Origin of the sequence: Shewanella psychrotolerans, from assembly GCF_019457595.1 — a bacterium.
Classification (GTDB): domain Bacteria; phylum Pseudomonadota; class Gammaproteobacteria; order Enterobacterales; family Shewanellaceae; genus Shewanella; species Shewanella psychrotolerans.
This window is the reverse complement of record NZ_CP080419.1, coordinates 3295578-3317894: the sequence shown is the minus strand read 5'-3', so window position 1 is coordinate 3317894 and position 22317 is coordinate 3295578. Positions and strand designations below refer to the sequence as shown.

Genomic DNA, 22317 nt, shown 5'->3' with positions numbered 1-22317 from the left:
AAAAGAGGACATATGTCCTCTTTTCTGGTTCTATTGCCCACTCAATTGCTGCTAAGCTCGATATATTTCGCCTAAACATCGACTCGCAGTTAATAGTTGTTCATCTAAGAGAGTGGATTCGTCCATTAAAGAGATGATCAATCCATCTGCATTAAGCTGTTTTGCTGCAGCGGCTTGAACGGGCGCATCGGTAGCATTGCAGGCGTAACTGGTATTGACGATAATCGGGAGATGGCTGAGTGATTTGATATTAACTAATCCAGCTAAGTCCAGTGTAGGTTTTAATGTCTCGTTAAAGGTTCTTACGCCTGCTTCACAAAGGATCACTTGTTGATTCCCTTTGGAGAGGATGAGTTCGGCTGCATCGAGAAGTTCATCGATACTGGCCATAGTGTTGCGCTCGAGTATGACGGGAATATGCAGTGAACCTACTTTTTTCAGTAGTGGTCTGTTGTGCATCTGTTTACCACATATAAGTAGTAAGTCACCATGATCTGTTGCCAGTTTTAACTCTGTTTCATACTCAACCTCAACCACACAGCTTAGGTCGAACTGGTGCAGTGCACGCTTCATCTCATCGAGTAATTGATTAGGATGCTGAGCATTGTTTAAACCTGTTATCACAACGGCTTGAAAACCCGCTTCTTTGATCTGCTTTGCTGTTTGACCATAGGTTTGGATATCTGTGTTTAGTTCAATTTGAGCTAAGGCGCCAAATTGGCCATCACCGACGCTTAGTCGTCCATGTTTTACTTGGGTTAACTGATTTTTTTGCCTCAAGCTAGCGCGAGGATGAGTTTCGTTATTTTGCTTAGTGTTCAGCTCTGGGGCTCTGCTGGTACTTGGTTCAATCATCAGCTGACTATTGCTTAGCTGTGTAGGATTGACTGTTTCACAGGGATAGCATCCAAGCACTTTGATAAAACGCGTAATGCGCTCTAGCTCTTTTAGCGCTTTTTGCATCGCTTCGCTGGAAAGGTTTGCGTCGAGATCTAGGTAGAACATCTCTTCCCATGGTGTTCCAGGGATTGGTCTAGACTCTAATTTACTCATGTTAAGGTTATGAGCTTTGAGAATTAACAACGCTTCTACTAAGGCGCCTGGTTTTTGGCCCGTGGCCATAATTAGGGTAGATTTTGCAGGCAGCTGCTCAGGCACCGCAATTGCCTTACGAGCGACAACGATAAAACGGCTCTGATTGACTTTTTGGTTTGCTAGTTCTTTCTCTATCGCTTCGAGCTGGTATAGCGCTCCGCCTTCTGCACTGCCAATAGCAGCGACGGTTAGATCATTGCTATCTAGTACTCTTTCCATCGCTTCAGCACTGCTAGAGCAATATTCTAACTTTAAGTCTGGGTGTTGGCTTAAGAATCGACTGCACTGACTAATGGGCTGTGGATGAGCGTAAACGGTTTTTATTTGCTTGAGTTGAGCTCCTGAATGTCCAAGTAAGCAGTGCCCGACTTCAATGGTTGTTTCTCCGACGATTGCTAGACTCGTGTGTTGGAGAACATCATAAACTTCATTTATCGATCCTGATGAGGTGTTTTCGATAGGTAGAAAACCATAATCTGCGTGCCCTGATTCAACGGCTTGGACTATCTCATCGAAGCTTTTACAACCTAAATCCTGCATATCAACTTGGCGTCGTTCACAATAACGTGTCGCGGCTAGATAGGAATAAGAGCCTCGGGCACCGAGATAGGCAATGTTATATTGCTGTTTTTGTAAGTCAGGATTCGCTCTGCTTTGCAGATAGGCTTGTTGGTTTAGTACTGAATCTTCGATAATATTTTGATAGAGCGAGAGGACATAATGTGCATCTAACCCTTGTTCACGTCCTTGCTTTACCAATCTAGCTAATAGCTCTTTTTCTCGTTGAGTATCACGAATTGGGCGAATGTCCACCTCTTTGCTTCGTGCAACATCTAGGCTCAAATCACGACGTTTAGCGAGTAATGCCAATAGTTCATTGTCGAGTGCGGTGATCTGCTCCCGTGTTTGATTTAGGGGATGTGGTTTGGTCATGCGTTCCTCTATAATTGAACTATATTTTTGATTTTTATAAAATAAAAAGCCCCCCTTATGGGAGGCTTTGGAATTTTCACTTTCGTTTTTACACCGAAATTCCGCCTCCCTAGAAGGGTGGAATAAAAAAGAAAGTAAAAACTGCGTTGCTTGAATTTTTCATAGCATTCAAATTAGATCACTAGGCTAGTGAGTGTCAATGAAAAGTTATTCAATATGAGAATTTATCTGCTTATTAAAAAACATGAAAAAGCGCACCTAAATGATGCGCTTAGTTGGAGCAAGGATAACACTTTCAAATCTAAGATACCCTCCCGATAAAACACTAAGAACCTGAATCAGTGGATCTGTACAGTTAACATGTCAGGGGTCAGTTACCAAACAGGCGACCATGCTATGACATTAGCTATGTTCCTTTGCAAGTATGTTATTCACCTTGCTTGGCTTTAATTAGTCACCTTCAAAAACTCAATTGCCTATCACTCAAATTTTACTCTCTCCTCATCGTATCTGAGAACCATTTATATTCACTTGTAAACTGTGAAATAGGTTCCACTATCAATAAAGAGACGACTATATTGGGTAAGCTTGTTAGCTAATATCCTCTTGGTTCATCACGCAACCTTTAGGCTGTTTTAGTCGTCGTTTTTGTATGTATCGCAAAATCGAATTTAAGTGTCAGCGTTCTCCTTTGCATTGTTTGACTAATGTTAATCTTGCTGCTTACTATCAGTATAACAAGGGGTGACGACATCGCTAGCTCATTAGCTAATTTCCTTCGGTTAGTGGATAACCTGTTAAGGCTGATACTCTCGCCTTGCCCCTCTTTTACTTTGCTGTACATCGAACATCATAGTGATTAACTATCGAACTACTCTTTCGGATACCGAAGGCTAAGTTGCTAATGAGTTAGCTGTATTCCTTTATGACTTCAAGGTGGCTACTTTCAGCTACGGTATCCTTTGTACTATTGCTAAGCTATATACTCCTTCTCTAAAGATTCATCGTATTCGTTGTCAAAATCTTCACTTGTCGCTTCATTTTCGATTGCTGGAACCGCTCTACGAGCTCCTTCTGGTTTGTGATTAATACGGTTAAGCTGTTTTTCTAACTTCTGGCCCATCGCGTTAATTGCAGCATAGAGATCGTTGTCTGTTGCCTGGGCAAATAGTGTGTTACTTGGAATACCAACCGAAGCCTCTATTTTAAAACCTTGCTTCTCTTGAGTTATGATTACATGCGGGTTTATCAACTGAATATCGTGTCTACTTAGTTTCTCCAAACGACTTTCAATGCGCTGACGGATAGGAGCTGTGACTTCGAAATCTTTACTTGTAATCTTTATCATATGTCAAACCTTTCGTTGTTTCCTTGAGTTCAGATTACCAATATGGTGCAGTTAAAATGTGATCTAGATCATATTTGGTAGTGCTTAATTATCCGTTCGTTCTTTATTTGACCCCTTAGACAAATTTAGTAAATAAACACCAAAACAGGCTTGTAATTGCACTAGTTAAGGCTCATATTTGAGTGGATAACCGCTAGCGTGTAATTCTATTTGCCTCCCTGCTTTGCTTCAAATATCATCAATAGCATCTTCTTCCGTTGTATGAGAGAACTCGGTGTCTATCCAAGATTCAAGTGAGAATAACAAGATAAAATTGAAAGTGTGGGATCTTCCTACTCGAGTATTCCATTGGGGGATGGTGGCTCTATTAGGCGCGTTATGGTGGAGTGCTGAGGTGGGGGAGATGCAATGGCATCAAGTTTTTGCTTACAGCCTAATGGTGCTGATTTTATTTCGTCTTGTGTGGGGCTTTATCGGTAGCGACACCTCGCGATTTAGCCACTTTGTAAAGTCACCACAGCATGTATTGCATTACGTCAAGCAACCCAATCGAACCAGTGTGGGCCATAATCCATTAGGTGGATACATGGTTGTTACTATGATTTTCGTCATATTAGTGCAACTGACCAGTGGGCTATTTGCAACAGATGAGGTTTTTACTGAAGGGCCGCTTTACAATTTAGTGAGCAGTGACGTGAGTAGTCTATTAACTTGGTTGCATAAAATGAATTTTAATTTGCTGTTAGTATTGGCTGGGATGCATATATTGGCGGTAATAGTGCACGGTATAAAAGGGGACAAATTAGTTGGTGCAATGATCACGGGCTATAAACATGTAACTCTGGATATTGCTACTGAGCTTAGATTTAAGTCAAATTTGATAGCCTTGGTTCTAGTATGTTTCTTGGCTGGGCTTGCTGTTAATTATCTTATTTTGCCCTTAACTGCAATGCTTTAAGATAATGAAGGATTAGCGACTTATGCCGCTAATCCTATTTTATTTAGTCTTTCTTATAAACATCATGGCAGCCTTTACAGCTTTTCCCTGTGTTCATAAACGCTGCTTTGATGGCATTTTTGTCGTCTGATTTTGCAGCGACAGCTAACTTTGCTGAATTTTCTTGAAATTGGTTCATTTTGCTATCAAATTCGGCTTTTTCGCTCCAGATTTTGGCTAGAGCATCTGTTTCACCTTTATCTGATCCCGCTACAAATCCTTCGGCAGGAAGTTGACTCAAAGCCGCCACGTTTTGAGCGCGCATAGCGAATACTTCAGCGTCAAATGGCTTCTTACCTTTTAGCATTGCTCCCATATCGCCGAAATTGTGTGCGATTAAGCCAAATGCAGATTGACGATAATGAATCGCATCATCTGTTTCTTCAAAGTTATTTGCTTGTACTGCTGATGCAAGTAGTGCGCTTCCTGCTAGTGCGAGTAGACTTAATTTTAGCTGTTTTTTCATTTGGCTTATCCTCACGAATTCCTAGTTTATGTGATCGAGTTCATACATTGTAATGGTAATTAACTATCAGATACTAATGATTTTTTAGAAATGAAATTTTAAAGTTTGTTGCTAAATGTGTTTTGTCGCCGTTTTATAAAACAAGGGGCTGTCCCTGTGGATTTAGCACAATTTTAATATAGCGTTTTAAGGTGGTTTGTTGCTACACTAGTGTAATGGTCAACAAGTACAGTGAGGCGTCAGTGCGGGCAAATTGGGATTTAGTTTTAGAAAAGGTGGTTGCTCATCAAGATCATTGTGCACTCATAGATCTGTTTGAATTGTTGTTAACCGAAGAGGAGCGAAGCGCGATTGCTGGGCGTTTAAAAGTTTTTCAGGTGCTACTTCAAGGCGAGATGAGCCAAAGACAAATTGCAGCCGAGTTTGAGATTAGTATTGCGACAATCACCCGTTGTTCTAATTATCTTAAGCATATGAATAATGAGCAGCGTGAGACGATTAAGGCACTAATTTTATAATCGACATTAAGCATCAAAATAGCGCTTTTACCATTGATGTGTGAGGTGACAGAAGGCTTGCCTAATCTGATCTTAAAAGAACCTATGGCTCTGGGGCTGTAAGTGCCTGCGATAACTTGCACGTTGCATCAATATATACAGGGCATAACAAAGTAACGCTATCCCAATTGATGAGACCAAGGCTGAGTTGGCAAAACGAAAAACCAACATTGAACTTAGTATGTAGATAAAGGGGACAAAATTATAGATAGCTAGAGGTAGCATACCATGCTTACGTTTCTTGGATGGGTCGGTACGTCGATTCTGAGAACGCATATTGTAAATTTTGGCGCCAAGAATAAATACGACTAAAGCCAATGAAACAGCGATAGCTTCCTGATTTAACGCTATGGTTGAACTGCCAAGTATCAGGTAGCTCGTCGGTAAGACTTCGTAGATGGAACGTGTGATCATTGTTGTTTTCCTGTATCCCTATCAGCTTCCTGCCGTCACTACAGTAAGTCTAAAATAAAAAAGCTGGCTATGCCTAGATAAAAGGCTGCCAGCTTAGAATATTACTACCTGGGTAGTACTGCGTTAATACGCTTTTAACCTATTAAGATTAGTGACGACAACCGCATCCGCCGTTACCATCACAACCTTCTTTAGCTTCTTTGGCATTGTCGTCACTGCAACATCCGCCTTCGTGGCTATGATCGTCTCCACCACCGCAGCATCCACCTTCATGGCTATGCTCATGGCTTCCACAACCACCGCTAGCGTGAATATGGCCGTGCGCGATCTCTTCTTCAGTTGCTTCGCGAACAGAAAGCACTTCAACACTAAAGTTGAGTGTTTGGCCAGCTAAAGGATGGTTACCGTCTACGACAACGACTTCATCTTTGACTTCCGTCACTTGAACTGGGCGCTGGCCCATTTCTGTCTCTGCAATAAAGCGCATACCAGGAACGATATCTTCGATATCACCAAAAGCTGAAAGTGGAACATCTTGGCGTAAGCCATCGTGATAAGGACCATAAGCTTGTTCAGCTTCAATAGTCACTTCAAGCTTATCGCCAGCAGTTTTACCTTCTAATGCAGCTTCGAGGCCTGGAATCATGTTTTCTGCACCATGAAGGTAAAGCATTGGCTCGCCTTCAAATGAACTTTCAACTAACTCACCTTGCTGGTTTGTTAAGCGGTAATGGATGCTAACAGCTTTGTGTTGGGTGATTATCATATCGCCTCCAATTCAGAATGTGGCGGCATTTTATCTTGCTTTTGGCGCCTTGGCGATGACCTAGCTCTGCTTCTTTGAGGAAAATAGTCGAATTTGTTCTCTGTTCTATTAGTAATTGCTGAATTTTGTGATCAAACACTCAACTACAAAATTAACTCAATTGATGAGCGAATAGATCGCACCTTAAATACGCTCCCTAGTGATGAGATGTTTTTTGCTTCAACATGAGTGATATCTTATCGAGGGAACCCATCCAAATAATGATTCAGTATTTAACGTTATTGTCGATTGGGTGAACTTGCCGTGACAAATGGCTATTTTTACCGGTTAATAATTTTTGCTTGAATTTACCTGTTATTATTTAAGGGGTTAATTCACCTCCTCCTTACGTTTACGTAAAGAGTATTAAAGGTGGTTTTACCTGTAATGAGCATTTTCTTCGTTTTATAAATACTCTATGTGATTGTTGGCGGTATTCTTGGCCTGGGAGGACTATTTTTAATAAAGTTGCTAAAAGGGGGTTGACAGTTGCCTACAAAAAAGGCAATTCTGTTACCACTTAAATGCAAATGAATTGTTAATAGCGAATTTTAATGTTTAGCCTCAATCTTGTAGTGACCACCATTATTACAACCACCACGATTACTATCGTGGGGGCCGGCTGAATATACTCAAAAAATGTATTAATTTAAGCCCGCTCCCCACCAAGGAGCGGGCTTTTTTGTTTCTAGGGTGCGCGGTACAAGGAGAATGATATGAAAGTAATGAAGTTTGGCGGTACCTCGCTTGCTAATTGGCAACGCTTTCGTAGCGCAGCCGATATCGTGGCCAATAGTGCACAGCAGGAAAGCATTGCGGTTGTGTTGTCGGCGCCAGCAACTGTGACCAATGGTTTGTTGGAGATGGTTGATCTGGCCATTGCTGGTGGTGAGTTTGTGCCGGTGCTAGAAAGTGTTAAACGCGTATTTGATGATTTATGGGAAAAAGCCGCAGAGAACAAATTAACACCAGCACAGTCGTTGGGACTCCAAGAGGTGTTAGATAAACAACTCGCTCTCTGGAAAGATAAGTTACGAGGTGTTGTTTTATTGGGTGAGTGTCCCGATTATGTTCGTGCTGAGATTGTCGTTGGCGGTGAAAGAATGTCGGCAGCTTTGATGGAGCAGTTGATGTTAGCTCGCTCTATTTCTGCAAATCAATTGGTGCCACAACAGCTGTTCGTCGGTTCTGGAGAAGTGCTTGAGTCGGTGGTCGATATTGTCGCCAGCAAGCAACGCTTTGGGACCTTATCACTCGATGCCCATCAAGTTTGGGTGATGCCTGGATTTACCGCAGGCGATAAAGATGGCCGTATCGTCACACTTGGTCGTAATGGTTCGGATTATTCTGCGGCGGTGCTTTCGGCCTGTATTGGTGCTAGTTGCTGTGAGATTTGGACCGATGTCGATGGCGTTTACAACACAGATCCTAGAGTTGTCGCAGATGCTAAGTTACTTACTCAGTTGAGTTACCAAGAGGCAATGGAACTCTCTTATTTTGGTGCAAAAGTGCTTCACCCTAAGACGATTTCTCCTATTGCCCAGTACCATATTCCTTGTTATATCCGTAATAGTTTTAACCCTGAAGCTCCCGGTACCTTAGTCTCTAATCAAGCAGATGAGACAGGTCTGAATGTTAAAGCTATCTCAAATTTAGATGATCAAACCATGTTTGATATTGCTGGCCCTGGGATGAAGGGCATGGTTGGCATGGCGAGCCGTACTCTTGGTGCAATATCTCGCTCTGGAGTGTCGGTATCTCTGATCACTCAAAGTTCATCTGAATACAGCATTAGTTTTTGTGTCGCCACTCAAGATGCTAACAAAGTGCGCCAAGCCTTAGAGCTTGAGTTTGAATTGGAGCTCAAAAGTGACATTCTTGAAAAGATAGAGATGCGCCATCATTTGGCCATAGTGTCACTGATTGGTGATGGAATGCGCACCCATAAAGGGGTCGCTGGTAAGTTTTTCCAAGCATTGGCACAGGCAAATGTTAACATTGTCGCCATCGCTCAAGGTTCATCGGAACGCTCTATTTCGGCGGTTATTGAGCTGCGCAAAACTAAGCATGCAATCTCGGCCTGTCACCAAAGCTTCTTCGATGTTCAACATTATCTCGATGTGTTTCTTGTTGGATGTGGCAATGTGGGCGCGGGATTACTCGAACAGATCAAGCAGCAATCTGAGATGTTAAAACAGCAACACATCACCATTCGAGTTTGCGGTATCGCTAATTCTAAACAGATGCTGCTCGATGCTCAAGGTGTCGATTTAACCCATTGGCAGGGGCTGTTGTCCGATAGCCAGCAAAGCTGCGATTTAGACCAAATGTTGGCATGGGCCAAAGAGCAGCAACTGTTAAATCCAGTATTGGTTGATTGTACTTCGAGTGAATATGTCTCTGACAAATACTTAGATGTCATGAACGCTGGGCTTCACGTCGTGACGCCAAATAAGAAGGCCAATACTCGTGATCTTGGCTATTATCGTGCTCTGCGCCAAACCGCATTGAAACAGCGCCGTCAGTTTCTGTATGAAACTACGGTAGGTGCGGGTTTGCCTGTGATCGATAACTTGAAAAAGCTGCTGTTTGCTGGTGATAAGTTACAGCGGTTTAACGGCATTCTGTCGGGCTCATTATCATACATCTTTGGTATGTTAGATGAGGGCATGACCTTGTCTGAGGCAACTAAAATTGCCCGGGAGAAATGCTTTACTGAGCCAGATCCGAGAGACGATCTTAGTGGGATGGATGTGGCACGTAAGGTACTCATTTTAGCCCGTGAAGTGGGGATGGAAATCGAGCTTGCTGATATTGTTGTTGAGTCGGTTTTACCTAGCCATTTCGATGCATCGGGTGATGTTGAGTCATTTATGCAAAATCTATCTAAGCTGGATGAGGAGCTCGCATTGCGAGTCGCCGATGCGAAAGCCGCGGGCAGAGTGCTTCGCTATGTCGGTCAGATAGATGATCAAGGTTGCCGAGTCAAGATAGTTGAAGTCGATGCAAATGATCCGCTTTATAGCGTTAAAGGCGGTGAAAATGCACTCGCTTTCTATAGCCGTTATTATCAACCAATTCCATTTGTGCTTAGAGGATATGGTGCGGGTACAGATGTGACTGCGGCGGGTGCCTTTGCCGATCTACTGAGAACATTAAACTGGACAAGGGAGATGGGGGTATGAGTTTAACGGTTTACGCCCCTGCATCGATGGGTAATGTTGGCGTTGGGTTTGATTTACTTGGCGCTGCACTGGCCCCTATCGATGGGTCTCTTTTAGGGGATCGAGTCAGTATCGAATCGAGCTCGTCTGGGATCAGCTTGTCATTGACAGGACATTGGGCCAATAAGCTCCCAGTCGATCCAAAGGAAAATATTGTTTACCAATGTGCTGAATTTTTCTTAGCGCAATTAGACGTCGATACTGGTGTTGCAATGACGCTGGAAAAAAATCTTCCTGTGGGAAGTGGCTTAGGCTCTAGTGCATCGTCTGTTGTAGCGGCTTTGTATGCGCTAAATGAGTACTTTGAACGTCCCTATGACCAACAGGCTCTGCTCAGATTAATGGGAGAGTTTGAAGGCAAAATTAGTGGCTCTATACACTATGATAATGTTGCACCCTGTTATTTAGGTGGAATGCAGTTGATGCTCGATACGCCCACTTCAATATGCGAAGGATTACCAGTTTTTAGAAATTGGTATTGGGTAGTCGCTTATCCAGGGATTTCATTGTCGACCGCTAAGATGCGCGCGTTACTGCCTGATGTTTACGATAAATCAGTGGCGATTGATTTTGGCCGTTATTTAAGTGCCTTCGTTCATGCAAGCTATAAGCAAGATGCCCCTTTGGCTATTGCAGTATTAAAGGATGTTTTGGCTGAGCCCTATCGGGCCAGTGAGATCCCTGGCTATGAGCTGGCTCGTGAATCGTTAGCCGGACTGGGCATGTTAACCACGGGGATCTCTGGAAGTGGCCCGACGCTGTTTTCAGTGACCGATGATCTTGATACTGCTATCGCCGCAAAAGCATGGCTCGATAGCCACTATATAAAACCAAGTATGGGTTTTTCTCATATATGTCAGATTGATACCCAAGGCACTCGTCGAGTGGATTGAGCATTATTAACCAGTTAAGGCGTAAAAGATGGAACTATATAATTTAAAACACCCGTCTCAGAAAGTGAGTTTCACCGAGGCTGTAAAGCTTGGGTTAGGTCAAGATAGAGGATTGTTTTTTCCGACGTTAATCCCAGTGCTCGATAATGTGGATGCACTGCTGGCAATGCCATTTGTTGAGCGTTCGAAACATATTATGGGGGCTTGGTTAGCGCAAGAGTTAGGTCAAGAGCTGGTCGATAAGTTAGTTGAAAACGCATTTAACTTCGAGTTGCCTTTGGTTAAAGCTGACGATAAACGCTATTGTTTAGAGTTGTTTCATGGTCCAACCTTAGCATTTAAGGACTTTGGGGCAAGATTTATGGCTCAGTGTCTTAATGCTTTGGCGACTGAAGATAAAATTACGATTTTAACTGCCACATCCGGAGATACTGGTGCTGCAGTGGCAGATGCTTTTTATGGGTTAGATAAGATCCAAGTTGTGGTCTTGTATCCCAAAGGAAAAATTAGCCTGTTGCAAGAAAAGATGTTTACCACTTTAGGGCGAAATATTCATACGGTTTCAGTCGAATCAGATTTTGATGCCTGTCAGGATCTGGTTAAAGCGGCATTTGAGGACAGAGATGTTCGCGAGGATCTGCATTTAAATTCGGCAAACTCAATTAATATTAGTCGTTTATTAGCGCAAATTTGTTATTACTTTGAGGCGGTTGCACAATTTAAGCGTACCAATGATTGTGATCCTGTTATTTCGGTGCCAAGCGGAAACTTTGGTAACCTTACGGCGGGATTGTTTGCCCGAGCGATGGGACTCCCTGTGAAACGCTTTGTTGCCGCAACCAATAGTAATGATACTGTGCCGCGTTATTTAGCGCTTGGTGATTGGTTACCTCACCAGACCGTCGCCACTATGTCGAATGCGATGGATGTATCTGAGCCAAGTAATTGGCCTCGAGTTGAAGCGATAGTTGAAGCCATGGGGTGGAGTCTATCTGATATTACCGGGATCGGCTTATCGGAATCAGATACTCAAGATTCTTTAGCTCAACTTCATCAAGCGGGTTACCTGTCAGAGCCTCATGCCGCTATCGCAGCTAAAGCTTTGTCGTTGACTATGGAAGATAAAGAAGCGGGGATTTTCTTGGGTACAGCTCATCCTGCTAAGTTTAAAGACGTGGTTGAGCAAGCTCTCGATATTAAAGTGCCATTGCCACCAGAATTAGACGCGGTAAAAGATAAGCCTATTTTATCTGCATCGTTGCAAGCTAATTTTACCGATTTAAAAGCGCATCTTTTTGCAACGTTATAAGCCTTATGACTAGATAACGATAGAGCTAAGCCGCTATTTTGCTTAGCTCTTTTTTGTTTTTGGCTTGTTGTATTTCCCTGCCGTTGATCCCATTTTTTTATCTTATTGCTCACAAGTGTGGCTTTCATCTTTTTCGGCTGCACTTTTTACAACGAATGTCGCTAAATGTAACTTTGTAGAACCCATTTACGTGATAGTTATCACTTATAAACTGATTTAATTTCATTATCTTATATCAATCAGTATAAAGATTTTAACGCTCAGCGACGATTTAGCACTAGCGCTTAGCGCTTATGAGGCAAGGACTTTAATTGCTCCTGCATTAAAGATTTTAGGGACGGAGAGAATCTCTTAAATATATAGGGAACATGCAAGACCTTGTTGTTTGCAACGAGTGATAAGCATCGTTGAACTAGAGGCAAACTCGTTAATGCAGTATCAAAAGCGCTAAAACTCGGCAGTTAGGCGTGTTTTTTTACCTCCCAACGTCAGTGTTGAATGGCCTCACAAGGGAATAACCGTTCCATCACCCATTCGCCTTGAATGAGTCGCCAAAAAACACGCTGAGTAGCTCACTTTCTTATACTGATTGAGATTACTACTATTTATTCTACGGGTATGACGTGTTTAAACGATTATTTGGGCTACTTGCCATTGGATTGCTTGGAGGCTGCGCAGCAAATGAACCTGAGCTCTATTCTCGTATAAATGAAGCCTATGACTTCGAGGTGACCCATTGTGATAGCTTTGCCATCGTCACAGGCGTTGGAAGAGGAGACGAAGGTGTCAAAGAGGCAAAAATCAGTGCTAAGCGCCAAGGCGAAGCGCTACTCGGTACCCATATTGTGTGGTTGCATATAGATAATATTGAAGACAGCGACCAGACGAGAGTGGTCGCTATTGTGTATAAATGCCTTGTTTAGCCCTTAGTTTGGCTGCGTAGCCAATTTATTTCTTGCGGCCAAAGGTTGGGTTCTATTGTTTCTAGAATGAGGGGGATGTGCTGAGTTGCTGGTAGTTGCATGATGAAACGGAATGCCTCGCTGCCGATAAAGCCAGCTCCTAGGGATTGATGTCTGTCGACTCTGCTGTTGAGTGGTGTTTTACTGTCGTTAAGATGCATTGCTTTGAGGTATTGATATCCCACAATATCATCGAATAGCGCAAAACTTTTTTTACATGCGTCTAAGGTTGTTAAATCGTAGCCTGCAGCAAACATATGACAAGTATCGATACAGATACCAACTCTTGATTTATCTTCTACTTTATCAATAATTTGGGCTAGCTGTTCAAAGCTATGCCCTAAATTTGAACCTTGACCAGCAGTGTTTTCGATCACAGCGGTAACGCCTTGGGTTTTTTCTAGCGTGATATTGATCGATTCGCTTATGCGCGCAAGACAATCATCGATGCTAATTTGCTTGAGATGACTGCCTGGATGAAAATTTAATAGCGATAAACCGATTTGCTCACAACGTTGTAATTCATCTAAAAATGCATCGCGTGAGCGTTCAAGTTGTGCGAGATCAGGATGACCTAAGTTAATCAGGTAACTGTCATGGGGGAGTACTGCATCTAGAGAAATTTTTGCTTCTTCACAATGTTGCAAAAAGGCATCTATCTGTTTTGTGCACAGTGGTGAAGCTTGCCATCTACGTTGATTTTTAGTGAACAACGCAAATGCATTAGCGCCAATCTTTTTCGCGTTTAGAGGAGCATTTGCAATGCCTCCTGATGCACTTACATGTGCTCCTATCCAGTGATTGTTTAACATTCTCTATGTACCTTTATACAAACAAGTTTATAAATTGACTAAGAATTTTCAGCGAAATTTTTTAGCTGCGCTATGCTCAATGTGAAGAAAGCTCATCGCTACTATTTTATTTTTTGATCTTTTTGGAATGGACTTAACTGTGTTTAAAGATCTTGCTCAATCTGAGTTTACTGATTTTGGCCCAAGGTTAATAGCTCAAATAGGGCGATTACAAGCCAGCTTTATTAAGGGCGAAGATATATTCTTGCCCTTGTGCCGTGTGCTGGCTGAAATCAGTGGGGCTGAGTCAGTTCTTATTTTGTCGTCCAATCAGCTAGTTAAAGATGAAATGCCAGCAGAGGTAACTTGCTGGTGCAGAGATTCTGTGCGTTTTATCACTCTGTGGCGTCAGGTCAAGCAATGGCCTTTTGTTTGTGCTGATAAAGTTGTTCATCAGTGGCAATCATTTACCGTTTGGCCGATAGATGGCCAAGATTTTTACCTTTTCTTTCTTCGACCAGCTGATGGCTGGTTTGTATTTCTCAATCAATTTCATCGCTTATTTGCTGACGCTATGGCTGGCATGTTAGTTCAGCAAAGTATCGACTGGCATAGCTATCGTGATGGGTACATGGAACGGAGTATCGATGCTGAAATTTATCAGTCGATTGTCAGTAATAGCGAAGATCTTATCGTTGTGGCCAGCCGAGGTTTAGGGAATATCCCCGTTATTATGTACGCCAACACCGCTGCGACTTCTATTAGTCAATATCCTCGTAGTCAGCTTATTGGTAAACCTATCAGTCTTTTTTTTAATTCGGATGATATGAGAGTCCGAGAGCTATTCGATGCGATCGCGTTACATCAAGATTTTGATGAGGAGCTTGAATGTATAACGGCTACTGGAGAAACAGTGATCATGCATACTCATTTAGTTGCACTTAATGATCAGAGTATGGATGGCAGTTTATTCACCTTAGTCGGACGAGATATTACGCAGCAAAAGTTGTTACAGCACACCATGGCTCGTACTCAAAAGATGCAAGCGATAGGGCAGCTAGTTGGAGGCGTCGCCCATGATTTTAATAATATTTTGGGGGTATTAAAGGGCAACTTAGAGTTGATGGGGTTAAAAAATCGTGATGATTGCTTAAACCGCTATTTAGCTACGGCATTAAAAGCATGCCAGCGGGGAACGGATCTTACTCGGCGATTGCTACAGTTTTCTAGACAAGAGCAGTTTAGTGCTCAGCCGCTTCAAGTTAACGATGTAATAGATAGTCTTGAGGAGCTTATTGGTAAGTCGCTTACCTCTCAGGTGCAGTTGGATATCAAAGAATCTAGGGAAATGCATGATGTGTGTGTTGATAGAGGAGATTTGGAAGACGCTTTAATTAATTTAGTGCTCAACGCAAAAGATGCAATGGGTGGTGAAGGCGTGATCACTATCGAAACGGGGGAAAAGTACCTTTCAGGCAAATTGCCTGGAGTTGGGAATGCAGTGCTGACTGATAATAGAGACTACGTTTGGGTGTCTGTTATTGATCATGGCACCGGCATTGATAAAGCCATATTAGACAAGGTGTTCGAGCCCTTTTTTACCACCAAAGATAAGAGCAAGGGGACTGGTTTAGGCTTATCTATGGTGTATGGTTTTGTGAAACGCTCCAATGGCTATATGAGTATTATGGATACCAGTGATGAGGGTACCGAAATACGACTTTGGTTCCCTGCAATGAAGTCTGCAACTGTTCATAACCCTCGACCGTTGAAACATCTTACTTATCCAACGGTATCATCACCCTTTAAGGTCTTGATTGTTGATGATGAGCCAGATCTGTTAGAAGTGCTAAAAGATTATTGCCAGATGATGGGGATGGAGGTTTGCGCCTACACCGATCCTGTGATGGTTCGTGAGCAATATCGAAATAGGATCGATGAATTTAATTTGTTGATATCAGATGTGTTAATGCCTGGCGGGCTAAATGGCTACGAGTTGGCTGTTGATCTTTGCCAAAACAGTCAGGTGCCTGTATTGCTTATTTCTGGATTCGTTGGCGATATAGGTATTAGCCGCCGAGAGGAATTGCCCTTTGAAGTATTACAAAAGCCATTTGATTTTCAGGCTTTTGTTAAAGGTCTTGAAGGGGTTGGAGTGCAATTTAGAAAAGGGGAACGGTAGTCATGGAAAATATGGATATATGGGTTGTAGATGATGACAGGGACTATTGTGAGCTTATCTGTGAGGTGCTGCAAGATGATTTTAAAGTGAGTAGCTATTTTGGCGCTACCGATTTTCGTGCTGCGTTGAAGCAACGAACGCCCGATGTGGTATTGATGGATATTAACTTGCCTGACGCTGATGGTATAACCTTGTGTAAAGAGTTGAATCAGATCAATGATGATGTCGCTGTGGTGTTTGTGTCAGGGATGAATACTCTTGAGGAGCGGTTAAAAGCCTATGAGGTGAATGCAGTTGATTTTATTGCAAAACCTTTTGAAATGAAAGAGTTACTTGCTAAAGTGACAAGTGTAGCCCATTATCAACTTAAAAAACGCTCCCTGATCCAAGCCGAGTCTATGTCGCGTAACATGGCGTTTCAGTCTATGACTGAGTCGTCACAATATGGTGGGGTATTACAGTTTTTTCGTCAGTGTTTTTTGTGTAATGACTATCAATCGCTAGCCACTGCATTTTTTGATTTGATGGCCCAGCTTAATCTCAATACCTGTTTAGAGATCCGAGGTGAGGGCATTGAATACTTCACTCCCCAAAATGGCACAATTAGTCCGATAGAGTCGAACATATTGGAGCTACTCGATAAGCATGGCAGATTATTCGATTTTGGCTGTCGTACCATTTGCAATGATAAGCATGTCTCGTTTTTGATTAAAAATATGCCAATTAACGATGAGATTTTGTATGGACGTTTAAGAGATATTATTGCGGTTGTTGTCGAAGGATTAGAGGCGAGAGTACTCGATATTAAGCGTCAACAGACGCTCAATAAGGTATTTGTTGATATAAAGGAGCTTATCGATAATATTAATACGGCAACGCTAGAACATGACGAGCGCTTTAGTGCGGCAGTGGTTGGAATGACAACCGAGATCCGCAGTAGCTTCCATGTCCTTGATATGACTATTGAGCAAGAAGATTTTTTTGCATCAATGATTGAGCGCAACCTTAAGCAGGTTAATTCGGCTAGTGAATCCTTTAATCGTTTGCAGTCATCGTTGGCTAAAGTGATGGATGTACTATCCTCTAGCACAACTTAAGCTATTATTTTAAATTCATTTTAGTTGATCTGAGTCACGTCATTAGAGTCAGTTACATATTAGTGTGAGTAAATATTAAACTATTGACTATAGTAACTAGAAGCATTTAGAAATATGGAGGTGACGATGTTAGCAAGACTTCATAACGATCATAAGCATATCGCGATACTGTTAAAATTATTGCATAACAAGCAGCAAAGGTTGGAAAACTCAGAGGCAATAAATTTCAATCTCATCAGAGATATTGTTGAGTATATGCAATGTTATGCTGAACATAGTCATCATCCTTTGGAAGATCTAATAAATGACTATTATCTGCAGCAACATCCGGAGGAAGCAATTCAGCGACAGCTCGGAAAAGAGCATACGGTTTTGATTGAGTGCTCGTCTCAGTTGATGACGACGCTAAACTTAATTTTAAGCGATGTACCTGTGCAAAATGAGGTACTGAGTGATGCATTACGCGAGTATGTTACGATCCAAAAAGAACATTTGATTTACGAAGAGGCAGAGCTTTTTCCAAAGTGGAAAGCGGGTATGAGTGATGAAGATTGGAAAATCGTAGAGACTCAATGCCAAGAGCGGCTGATTAGTGACCCACTATTTAGTGACGATGATAATGCCCTGTTTGAAGAGCTGAGAGAATATATCGCTAAAGCAGAAGAATAAAAAATAGCGCCCAAGGCGCTATTTTTTTAGTTATCACATCAGGAGATTATCAAAATCATATTCAAAGTTGCTGTCTATATCCTGAAGCTCTTTAAGTAAACGATGTTTCTCTTTTATAGCCTCTATCTCACGCCATTTTCGCTTCTTATTGGAGCTTCGCGAACGACTGTTTGGTCTTTCAATGACGGTATCATCTAGCGCACTACCATAATCTAAACGATTCATGGCAACCTCCTATTGTTGTATTTTTTCTCAACAATTAAATATCACATTTCCATTTTATGGTGCAAGAAAAATGTTTCATTATTGTTAAGGTGGGGTAAACTTTTTATGAATCGGAAATAAGGTTTTTCTGTACACTTGGTGGTTAAAGTGATTAGAGACAGATGGTATTGACTATAAAAAACAAAAAAGCCAGTGAGAAACTGGCTTTTTTTAGAGGGGAGCGTTCAGAGTCTAAACTTTAGATATGAGTCGCTCTAAATTTATTGATAAGCCCATTACTTGAAGCGTCAAGCTCACAGGAATCTGTATCGGCTTGAAGTTTCTCTAGCACGTCATTGCCTAATATCTTGCCTAATTCTACGCCCCACTGATCGAATGAGTTGATGTCCCATATTGCGCCCTGAACAAATGTTCTGTGCTCATACAAGGCGATTAAGGCCCCTAAAGTTGATGGCGTTAGCTTGTCCATTAAAATCGTATTACTCGGCTTATTGCCTTGCATTACTTTATGTTTAGCGATCAATGTTTTTTCATCATCACTTAGCTTGCTAGCACTCAATTCTGCCAAGGCTTCATCGTAGGTTCGACCTTGCATCATCGCTTGAGTTTGGCCAAAACAGTTTGAGGCTAATTGTACATGGTGTTCGCCTAATGGATTATGGCTTTGCAATGGCAGAATAAAATCAGCAGGAATCAGGGCTGTCCCTTGATGAATTAGCTGATGATAAGCGTGTTGACCATTGGTGCCTTCTCCACCCCAGATAACAGGGCCAGTGCTATAGTCAACTTCAGCACCATCTATGGTGACTGACTTACCGTTACTTTCCATATCGAGCTGTTGGAAATAAGCTGGCAACCCACGAAGATAATGATCGTAAGTTAATACGACATGAGATTGGGCATTGTAAAAATTGCCATATAGCAATGAGAATAATCCCATGATCACCGGCATATTGCTTTCTAATGGTGCATTTAAGAAATGGTCATCCATCTCTTTCGCACCTTCTAGCAATGCATAAAAGTTGTCCATGCCCACTAACAGTGCGATAGGTAGACCTATTGCAGACCAGAGTGAATAACGTCCACCGACCCAATCCCACATCGGGAAGATATTGTCGGCATCCATACCGAACTCCGTTGCTTTTGCGACGTTAGAAGTCACAGCAACAAAGTGTTTTGCCACATCATCCTGAGTGCCACCGTTGTTAAGGAACCATTCTTTAGCGCTTAGGGTGTTGGTTAGTGTTTCTTGAGTGCCAAATGATTTGGACGACATAACAAACAATGTTGTTTCTGGATTAATAAGACGTAGCTTTTCACACAGGGAACTGGCATCGACATTTGCAACAAAGTGACAATTAAGCGCCTTATTCCAATAGGGGCGTAGTGCTTGAGTGACGATTTTGGGGCCCAAGAAAGAGCCACCAATACCGATAGCTACGATATCGGTTATCGTTTTACCGCTATAACCTTTCCACTGCCCTGAGGTCACTGCATCGACAAATTCAGCCATTTTAGCTTGAGTTTGCTTAATTTCAGGAACAATATTAACCCCGTCTACGATAATCGTCTGATCATCATTGGCGCGTAGCGCGGTATGCAATACTGCGCGCTTTTCTGTGTTATTAATGATCTCGCCATTAAACATGGCGTTTATTTTGGCCGTTAAATTACTTTCTTCGGCTAATGAAAAAAGCAATTTAAGGGTATCGTCATTTGCTCTATTTTTTGAATAATCAAGAAATAGCCCGCATGCCGATATCGACATTTTTTCAAATCGCTGTGGGTCAGACTCAAACATTGACCGCATGTGAGGCAGCTCGGCGCTATGTGCCATGAGCTTAGACCAAGATGCGCTTTCAGTAAACTTTGTCATAATACCTCCAACCATTAACCTTGAAGTTGTGTTTTTAACATTTGCTCAAGTTTACCTTGGTCTACGGCAAAGTTACGGATACCTTCAGCTAGTTTCTCTACAGCCATTGGGTCTTCGTTAAATTCCCAGCGGAATTCTGCTTCTGTCATTGGTGCGTCAGGCGCAACGATTTCTGTTGCTGGTTTTAGTTTCTGTACTACAGGTGTATTAGCGTTGGCCATCTCTTCAAGTAATGCAGGGCCAATTGTTAGGCGGTCGCAACCTGCTAGTTCGATAATTTCTCCAGTGTTACGGAAGCTTGCTCCCATTACGACCGTCTTAAAATCATGACGCTTGTAATAGTTGTAGATGTTGGTTACCGATACCACGCCAGGATCTTCACTAGCGCTATACTCAAGGCCTGTATCTTTTTTGTACCAATCAAGAATACGCCCTACAAATGGCGAAATAAGATAAACGCCGGCTTCTGCACATGCTCTTGCTTGAGCAAAACAGAACAATAAGGTGAGGTTACAGTTAATGCCTTCTTGTTCAAGTTGTTTGGCTGCACAAATGCCCTCCCAAGTAGACGCTAGTTTTATAAGAATACGAGATTTATCTATGCCAGCTTCTTGGTAAAGTTTAATCAGCTTATGTGCTTTTTCGATAGAACCTTCTTTATCGAAGGACAGTCTTGCATCGACTTCTGTCGAGATACGACCAGGGACGATTTTTAATATTTCAAGACCAATGTTAACGGCTAACTTGTCTCCAGCATCTTCAATTTGCTGAGTTAGATCATCACTTTGATTTTTTGCCCACTCAATTGCGTTATCAATTAAGTGTTGATATTCAGGGATTTGAGCTGCTTTAAGGATTAAAGAAGGGTTGGTTGTAGCATCTTGTGGTTGGTATCGTTTAATCGCCTCAATATCGCCAGTGTCTGCAACGATGGTGGTGATAGATTTGAATTGCTCTAGTGTATTAGTCATGAAATTTACATCCTTCTTAAGAAGCAGCTTAAGTTGTGTTGTTTATTAACAGCTATTAGACGCGATTTCGTTGATATTTCCAACCGTGATTGAAAAGAAATTACAGAAAAGTTGCAAATTATCAGTGAAACCAACTCCTTTTGCGTATTGCTAGTTTGGTTAAGAGTATACCTCTTAACTTGCTACAGGAAAAAAATCGCTGCAACAGCAGCGATTTTTAATTCATTTAGATATTACTAGCCTAAGAAGGGATATTATTTTATCAACGCCTCTTTGTGAATACCGGTAACATAAGCTTCTATACGGCGGTTAGCCTTATTGGCTTCCGCTGAGTTTCCTTCAATGACAGGTTGTGTGACGCCATAACCTTTAGACGTTACTCGATCTTTGCTGATGCCATATGTATTGACCAAAATCTCGGCTACTGCTGCAGCGCGGCGCTCGGATAGGTCCATATTGTACTCAGGGTTACCTACGTTAGAGGCGTGACCTGAAATAGCTACTGTTGAACGCGGGTGTTGGTTCATGTAGTTAGCTAATTTTTCAATACGTTCGTATGATTCCTTCTTAACAACAGATGAGTTATTAGCAAATAGGATAGAGCCAACATCTCGTTTTTCTGTCACTTCTTTATAAATCGTACAGCCACTAGAGTCTACTTGATGGTTGCTTGGGGTGTCCGCACACTGGTCTTTATCGTCTGTGACTCCGTCATTGTCCGAATCTTTTGGTGCGACAGCGACTGGAGCTACAACAGCGGCAGGCGCTGTACGACCAAAGCGGTAGCTAAGTTCAAGACCCCAGTAGTTACTCTCCATTTCAAGAGTGTTCCACTTGTCTTCATCTAAGTTCTCATAACGGCGATACTTAGCTTGTAGCTTTAGGTTTTCTGTGAAGTTATAACCGATACCAGCACCAACATATGGTGCTACACCGCGATCACTGTAGTATTCGCTGCCCCACTGCTTGTTATTCGATAGCAGATAGTTCATTGCACCAGCTTCTGCAGATAGACTCCACTTGTCAGCAAATGGCCAAAAACCGACTAGACCTAACGTCATGCCGTGTGCGCCGACGTCATTAAGCTTGTCAGAGTAGTCAATCCACTGTGCGCGGCCAAGATCACGATAACCGAGCTCAACTCCGAAATAGTCGTTAAATAGATAACCACCGAAAACGTCCCATGCATAAGGATCATCTTCGCCACAAACCTTCATGGTTTTTTGATCGCAGTTCGGTTCATAATTATTTATGCCTAAACCACCACCGACATACCAAGGACTGAGTTCTTGAGCCGCATTAGCTGCAAATGGAAGCATTGACGTAAGCAGAATAGCTTTGAATGTGTTGTTCATCATTTTCCAATTCCTTTGATTTTTAATCTCTTTCCCTCAATGCTATTTTTAATTCTTTAAAAACACGCCAGCACTTTGCGGAGGGATCCTTTGTATTATCGCCAGCGTTAGTATTATCCACTGAAAATGATGTTTTTTCCATACATCA

At 42.2% G+C, this 22317-nt stretch carries 19 protein-coding genes and 1 other annotated feature; of the genes, 9 read left to right on the top strand and 10 right to left on the bottom strand.

Annotation, left to right across the window (positions count from 1 at the left end; translation table 11 throughout):
• Positions 1–51 precede the first annotated feature (51 nt).
• Complete coding sequence (gene pheA, locus K0I62_RS14685; RefSeq protein WP_220068817.1) at positions 52–2028, bottom strand: prephenate dehydratase; 1977 nt, start codon at positions 2026–2028, stop codon at positions 52–54.
• Between the two features lie 39 nt (positions 2029–2067).
• Positions 2068–2188: a sequence feature (Phe leader region), on the bottom strand.
• An 813-nt stretch (positions 2189–3001) separates the two neighbouring features.
• Complete coding sequence (gene hpf / locus K0I62_RS14680; RefSeq protein WP_220068816.1) at positions 3002–3376, bottom strand: ribosome hibernation-promoting factor, HPF/YfiA family; 375 nt, start codon at positions 3374–3376, stop codon at positions 3002–3004.
• Between the two features lie 274 nt (positions 3377–3650).
• Here hpf and K0I62_RS14675 point away from each other — a divergent pair, with 274 nt between their 5' ends.
• A complete protein-coding gene (locus K0I62_RS14675; protein ID WP_258405009.1) occupies positions 3651–4334 on the top strand; it encodes a cytochrome b/b6 domain-containing protein in 684 nt (227 codons plus the stop codon).
• 43 nt (positions 4335–4377) lie between these two features.
• Here K0I62_RS14675 and K0I62_RS14670 read toward each other — a convergent pair whose 3' ends face one another.
• The gene (locus K0I62_RS14670; protein WP_220068815.1) at positions 4378–4839 is read right to left on the bottom strand and encodes a c-type cytochrome; all 462 of its coding nucleotides are present in this window, start codon (positions 4837–4839) and stop codon (positions 4378–4380) included.
• A gap of 242 nt (positions 4840–5081) precedes the next feature.
• On the opposite strand from K0I62_RS14670, the gene trpR reads away from it, so the two are divergent.
• Positions 5082–5357, top strand: coding sequence for a trp operon repressor (trpR, locus tag K0I62_RS14665; protein ID WP_220068814.1), 276 nt, complete (start codon positions 5082–5084; stop codon positions 5355–5357).
• Between the two features lie 72 nt (positions 5358–5429).
• On the opposite strand, the gene K0I62_RS14660 is transcribed toward trpR, so the two are convergent.
• Complete coding sequence (locus K0I62_RS14660; RefSeq protein ID WP_220068813.1) at positions 5430–5810, bottom strand: hypothetical protein; 381 nt, start codon at positions 5808–5810, stop codon at positions 5430–5432.
• Between the two features lie 148 nt (positions 5811–5958).
• Positions 5959–6576, bottom strand: a complete 618-nt coding sequence (gene slyD / locus K0I62_RS14655; protein ID WP_220068812.1) for a peptidylprolyl isomerase — start codon at positions 6574–6576, stop codon at positions 5959–5961.
• A 755-nt stretch (positions 6577–7331) separates the two neighbouring features.
• Between slyD and thrA the strand changes: the two genes are divergently transcribed.
• From thrA to K0I62_RS14635, 4 genes are all read left to right on the top strand, one after another.
• Entirely contained in the window at positions 7332–9800 is a 2469-nt protein-coding gene (gene thrA / locus K0I62_RS14650; RefSeq protein ID WP_220068811.1) for a bifunctional aspartate kinase/homoserine dehydrogenase I, read from the top strand.
• Positions 9797–10732 (top strand): homoserine kinase, encoded by a 936-nt coding sequence (gene thrB / locus K0I62_RS14645; RefSeq protein WP_220068810.1) that lies wholly within the window; start codon positions 9797–9799, stop codon positions 10730–10732. The genes thrA and thrB overlap by 4 nt, the downstream gene beginning before the upstream one ends.
• 28 nt (positions 10733–10760) lie before the next feature.
• Positions 10761–12041, top strand: a complete 1281-nt coding sequence (gene thrC / locus K0I62_RS14640) for a threonine synthase (protein ID WP_220068809.1) — start codon at positions 10761–10763, stop codon at positions 12039–12041.
• Positions 12042–12664: 623 nt separating this feature from the next.
• Positions 12665–12964 (top strand): hypothetical protein, encoded by a 300-nt coding sequence (locus K0I62_RS14635; RefSeq protein ID WP_220068808.1) that lies wholly within the window; start codon positions 12665–12667, stop codon positions 12962–12964.
• Here the strand turns inward: K0I62_RS14635 and nfo are convergent.
• On the bottom strand, positions 12961–13815 hold the full coding sequence (nfo, locus tag K0I62_RS14630; RefSeq protein WP_220068807.1) for a deoxyribonuclease IV: 855 nt from the start codon (positions 13813–13815) through the stop codon (positions 12961–12963). The genes K0I62_RS14635 and nfo overlap by 4 nt on opposite strands.
• A gap of 139 nt (positions 13816–13954) precedes the next feature.
• On the opposite strand from nfo, the gene K0I62_RS14625 reads away from it, so the two are divergent.
• From K0I62_RS14625 to K0I62_RS14615, 3 genes are all read left to right on the top strand, one after another.
• Positions 13955–15976 carry a hybrid sensor histidine kinase/response regulator gene (locus K0I62_RS14625; protein ID WP_258405008.1) on the top strand — a complete coding sequence of 674 codons (2022 nt, stop codon included), beginning with the start codon at positions 13955–13957 and terminating at the stop codon, positions 15974–15976.
• Between the two features lie 2 nt (positions 15977–15978).
• On the top strand, positions 15979–17073 hold the full coding sequence (locus K0I62_RS14620) for a response regulator transcription factor (protein WP_220068805.1): 1095 nt from the start codon (positions 15979–15981) through the stop codon (positions 17071–17073).
• A 126-nt stretch (positions 17074–17199) separates the two neighbouring features.
• Complete coding sequence (locus tag K0I62_RS14615; RefSeq protein WP_220068804.1) at positions 17200–17742, top strand: hemerythrin domain-containing protein; 543 nt, start codon at positions 17200–17202, stop codon at positions 17740–17742.
• 33 nt (positions 17743–17775) lie between these two features.
• Here K0I62_RS14615 and K0I62_RS14610 read toward each other — a convergent pair whose 3' ends face one another.
• The 4 genes from K0I62_RS14610 to K0I62_RS14595 form a co-directional block, all read right to left on the bottom strand.
• On the bottom strand, positions 17776–17967 hold the full coding sequence (locus K0I62_RS14610; protein WP_220068803.1) for a DUF3545 family protein: 192 nt from the start codon (positions 17965–17967) through the stop codon (positions 17776–17778).
• Positions 17968–18205: 238 nt separating this feature from the next.
• Positions 18206–19843: a glucose-6-phosphate isomerase gene (gene pgi / locus K0I62_RS14605; protein ID WP_220068802.1), complete on the bottom strand. Its 1638-nt coding sequence runs from the start codon at positions 19841–19843 to the stop codon at positions 18206–18208.
• Positions 19844–19857: 14 nt separating this feature from the next.
• Positions 19858–20814 (bottom strand): transaldolase, encoded by a 957-nt coding sequence (tal, locus tag K0I62_RS14600; protein WP_220068801.1) that lies wholly within the window; start codon positions 20812–20814, stop codon positions 19858–19860.
• Between the two features lie 254 nt (positions 20815–21068).
• Entirely contained in the window at positions 21069–22172 is a 1104-nt protein-coding gene (locus K0I62_RS14595; protein ID WP_220068800.1) for an OmpA family protein, read from the bottom strand.
• Positions 22173–22317 lie beyond the last annotated feature (145 nt).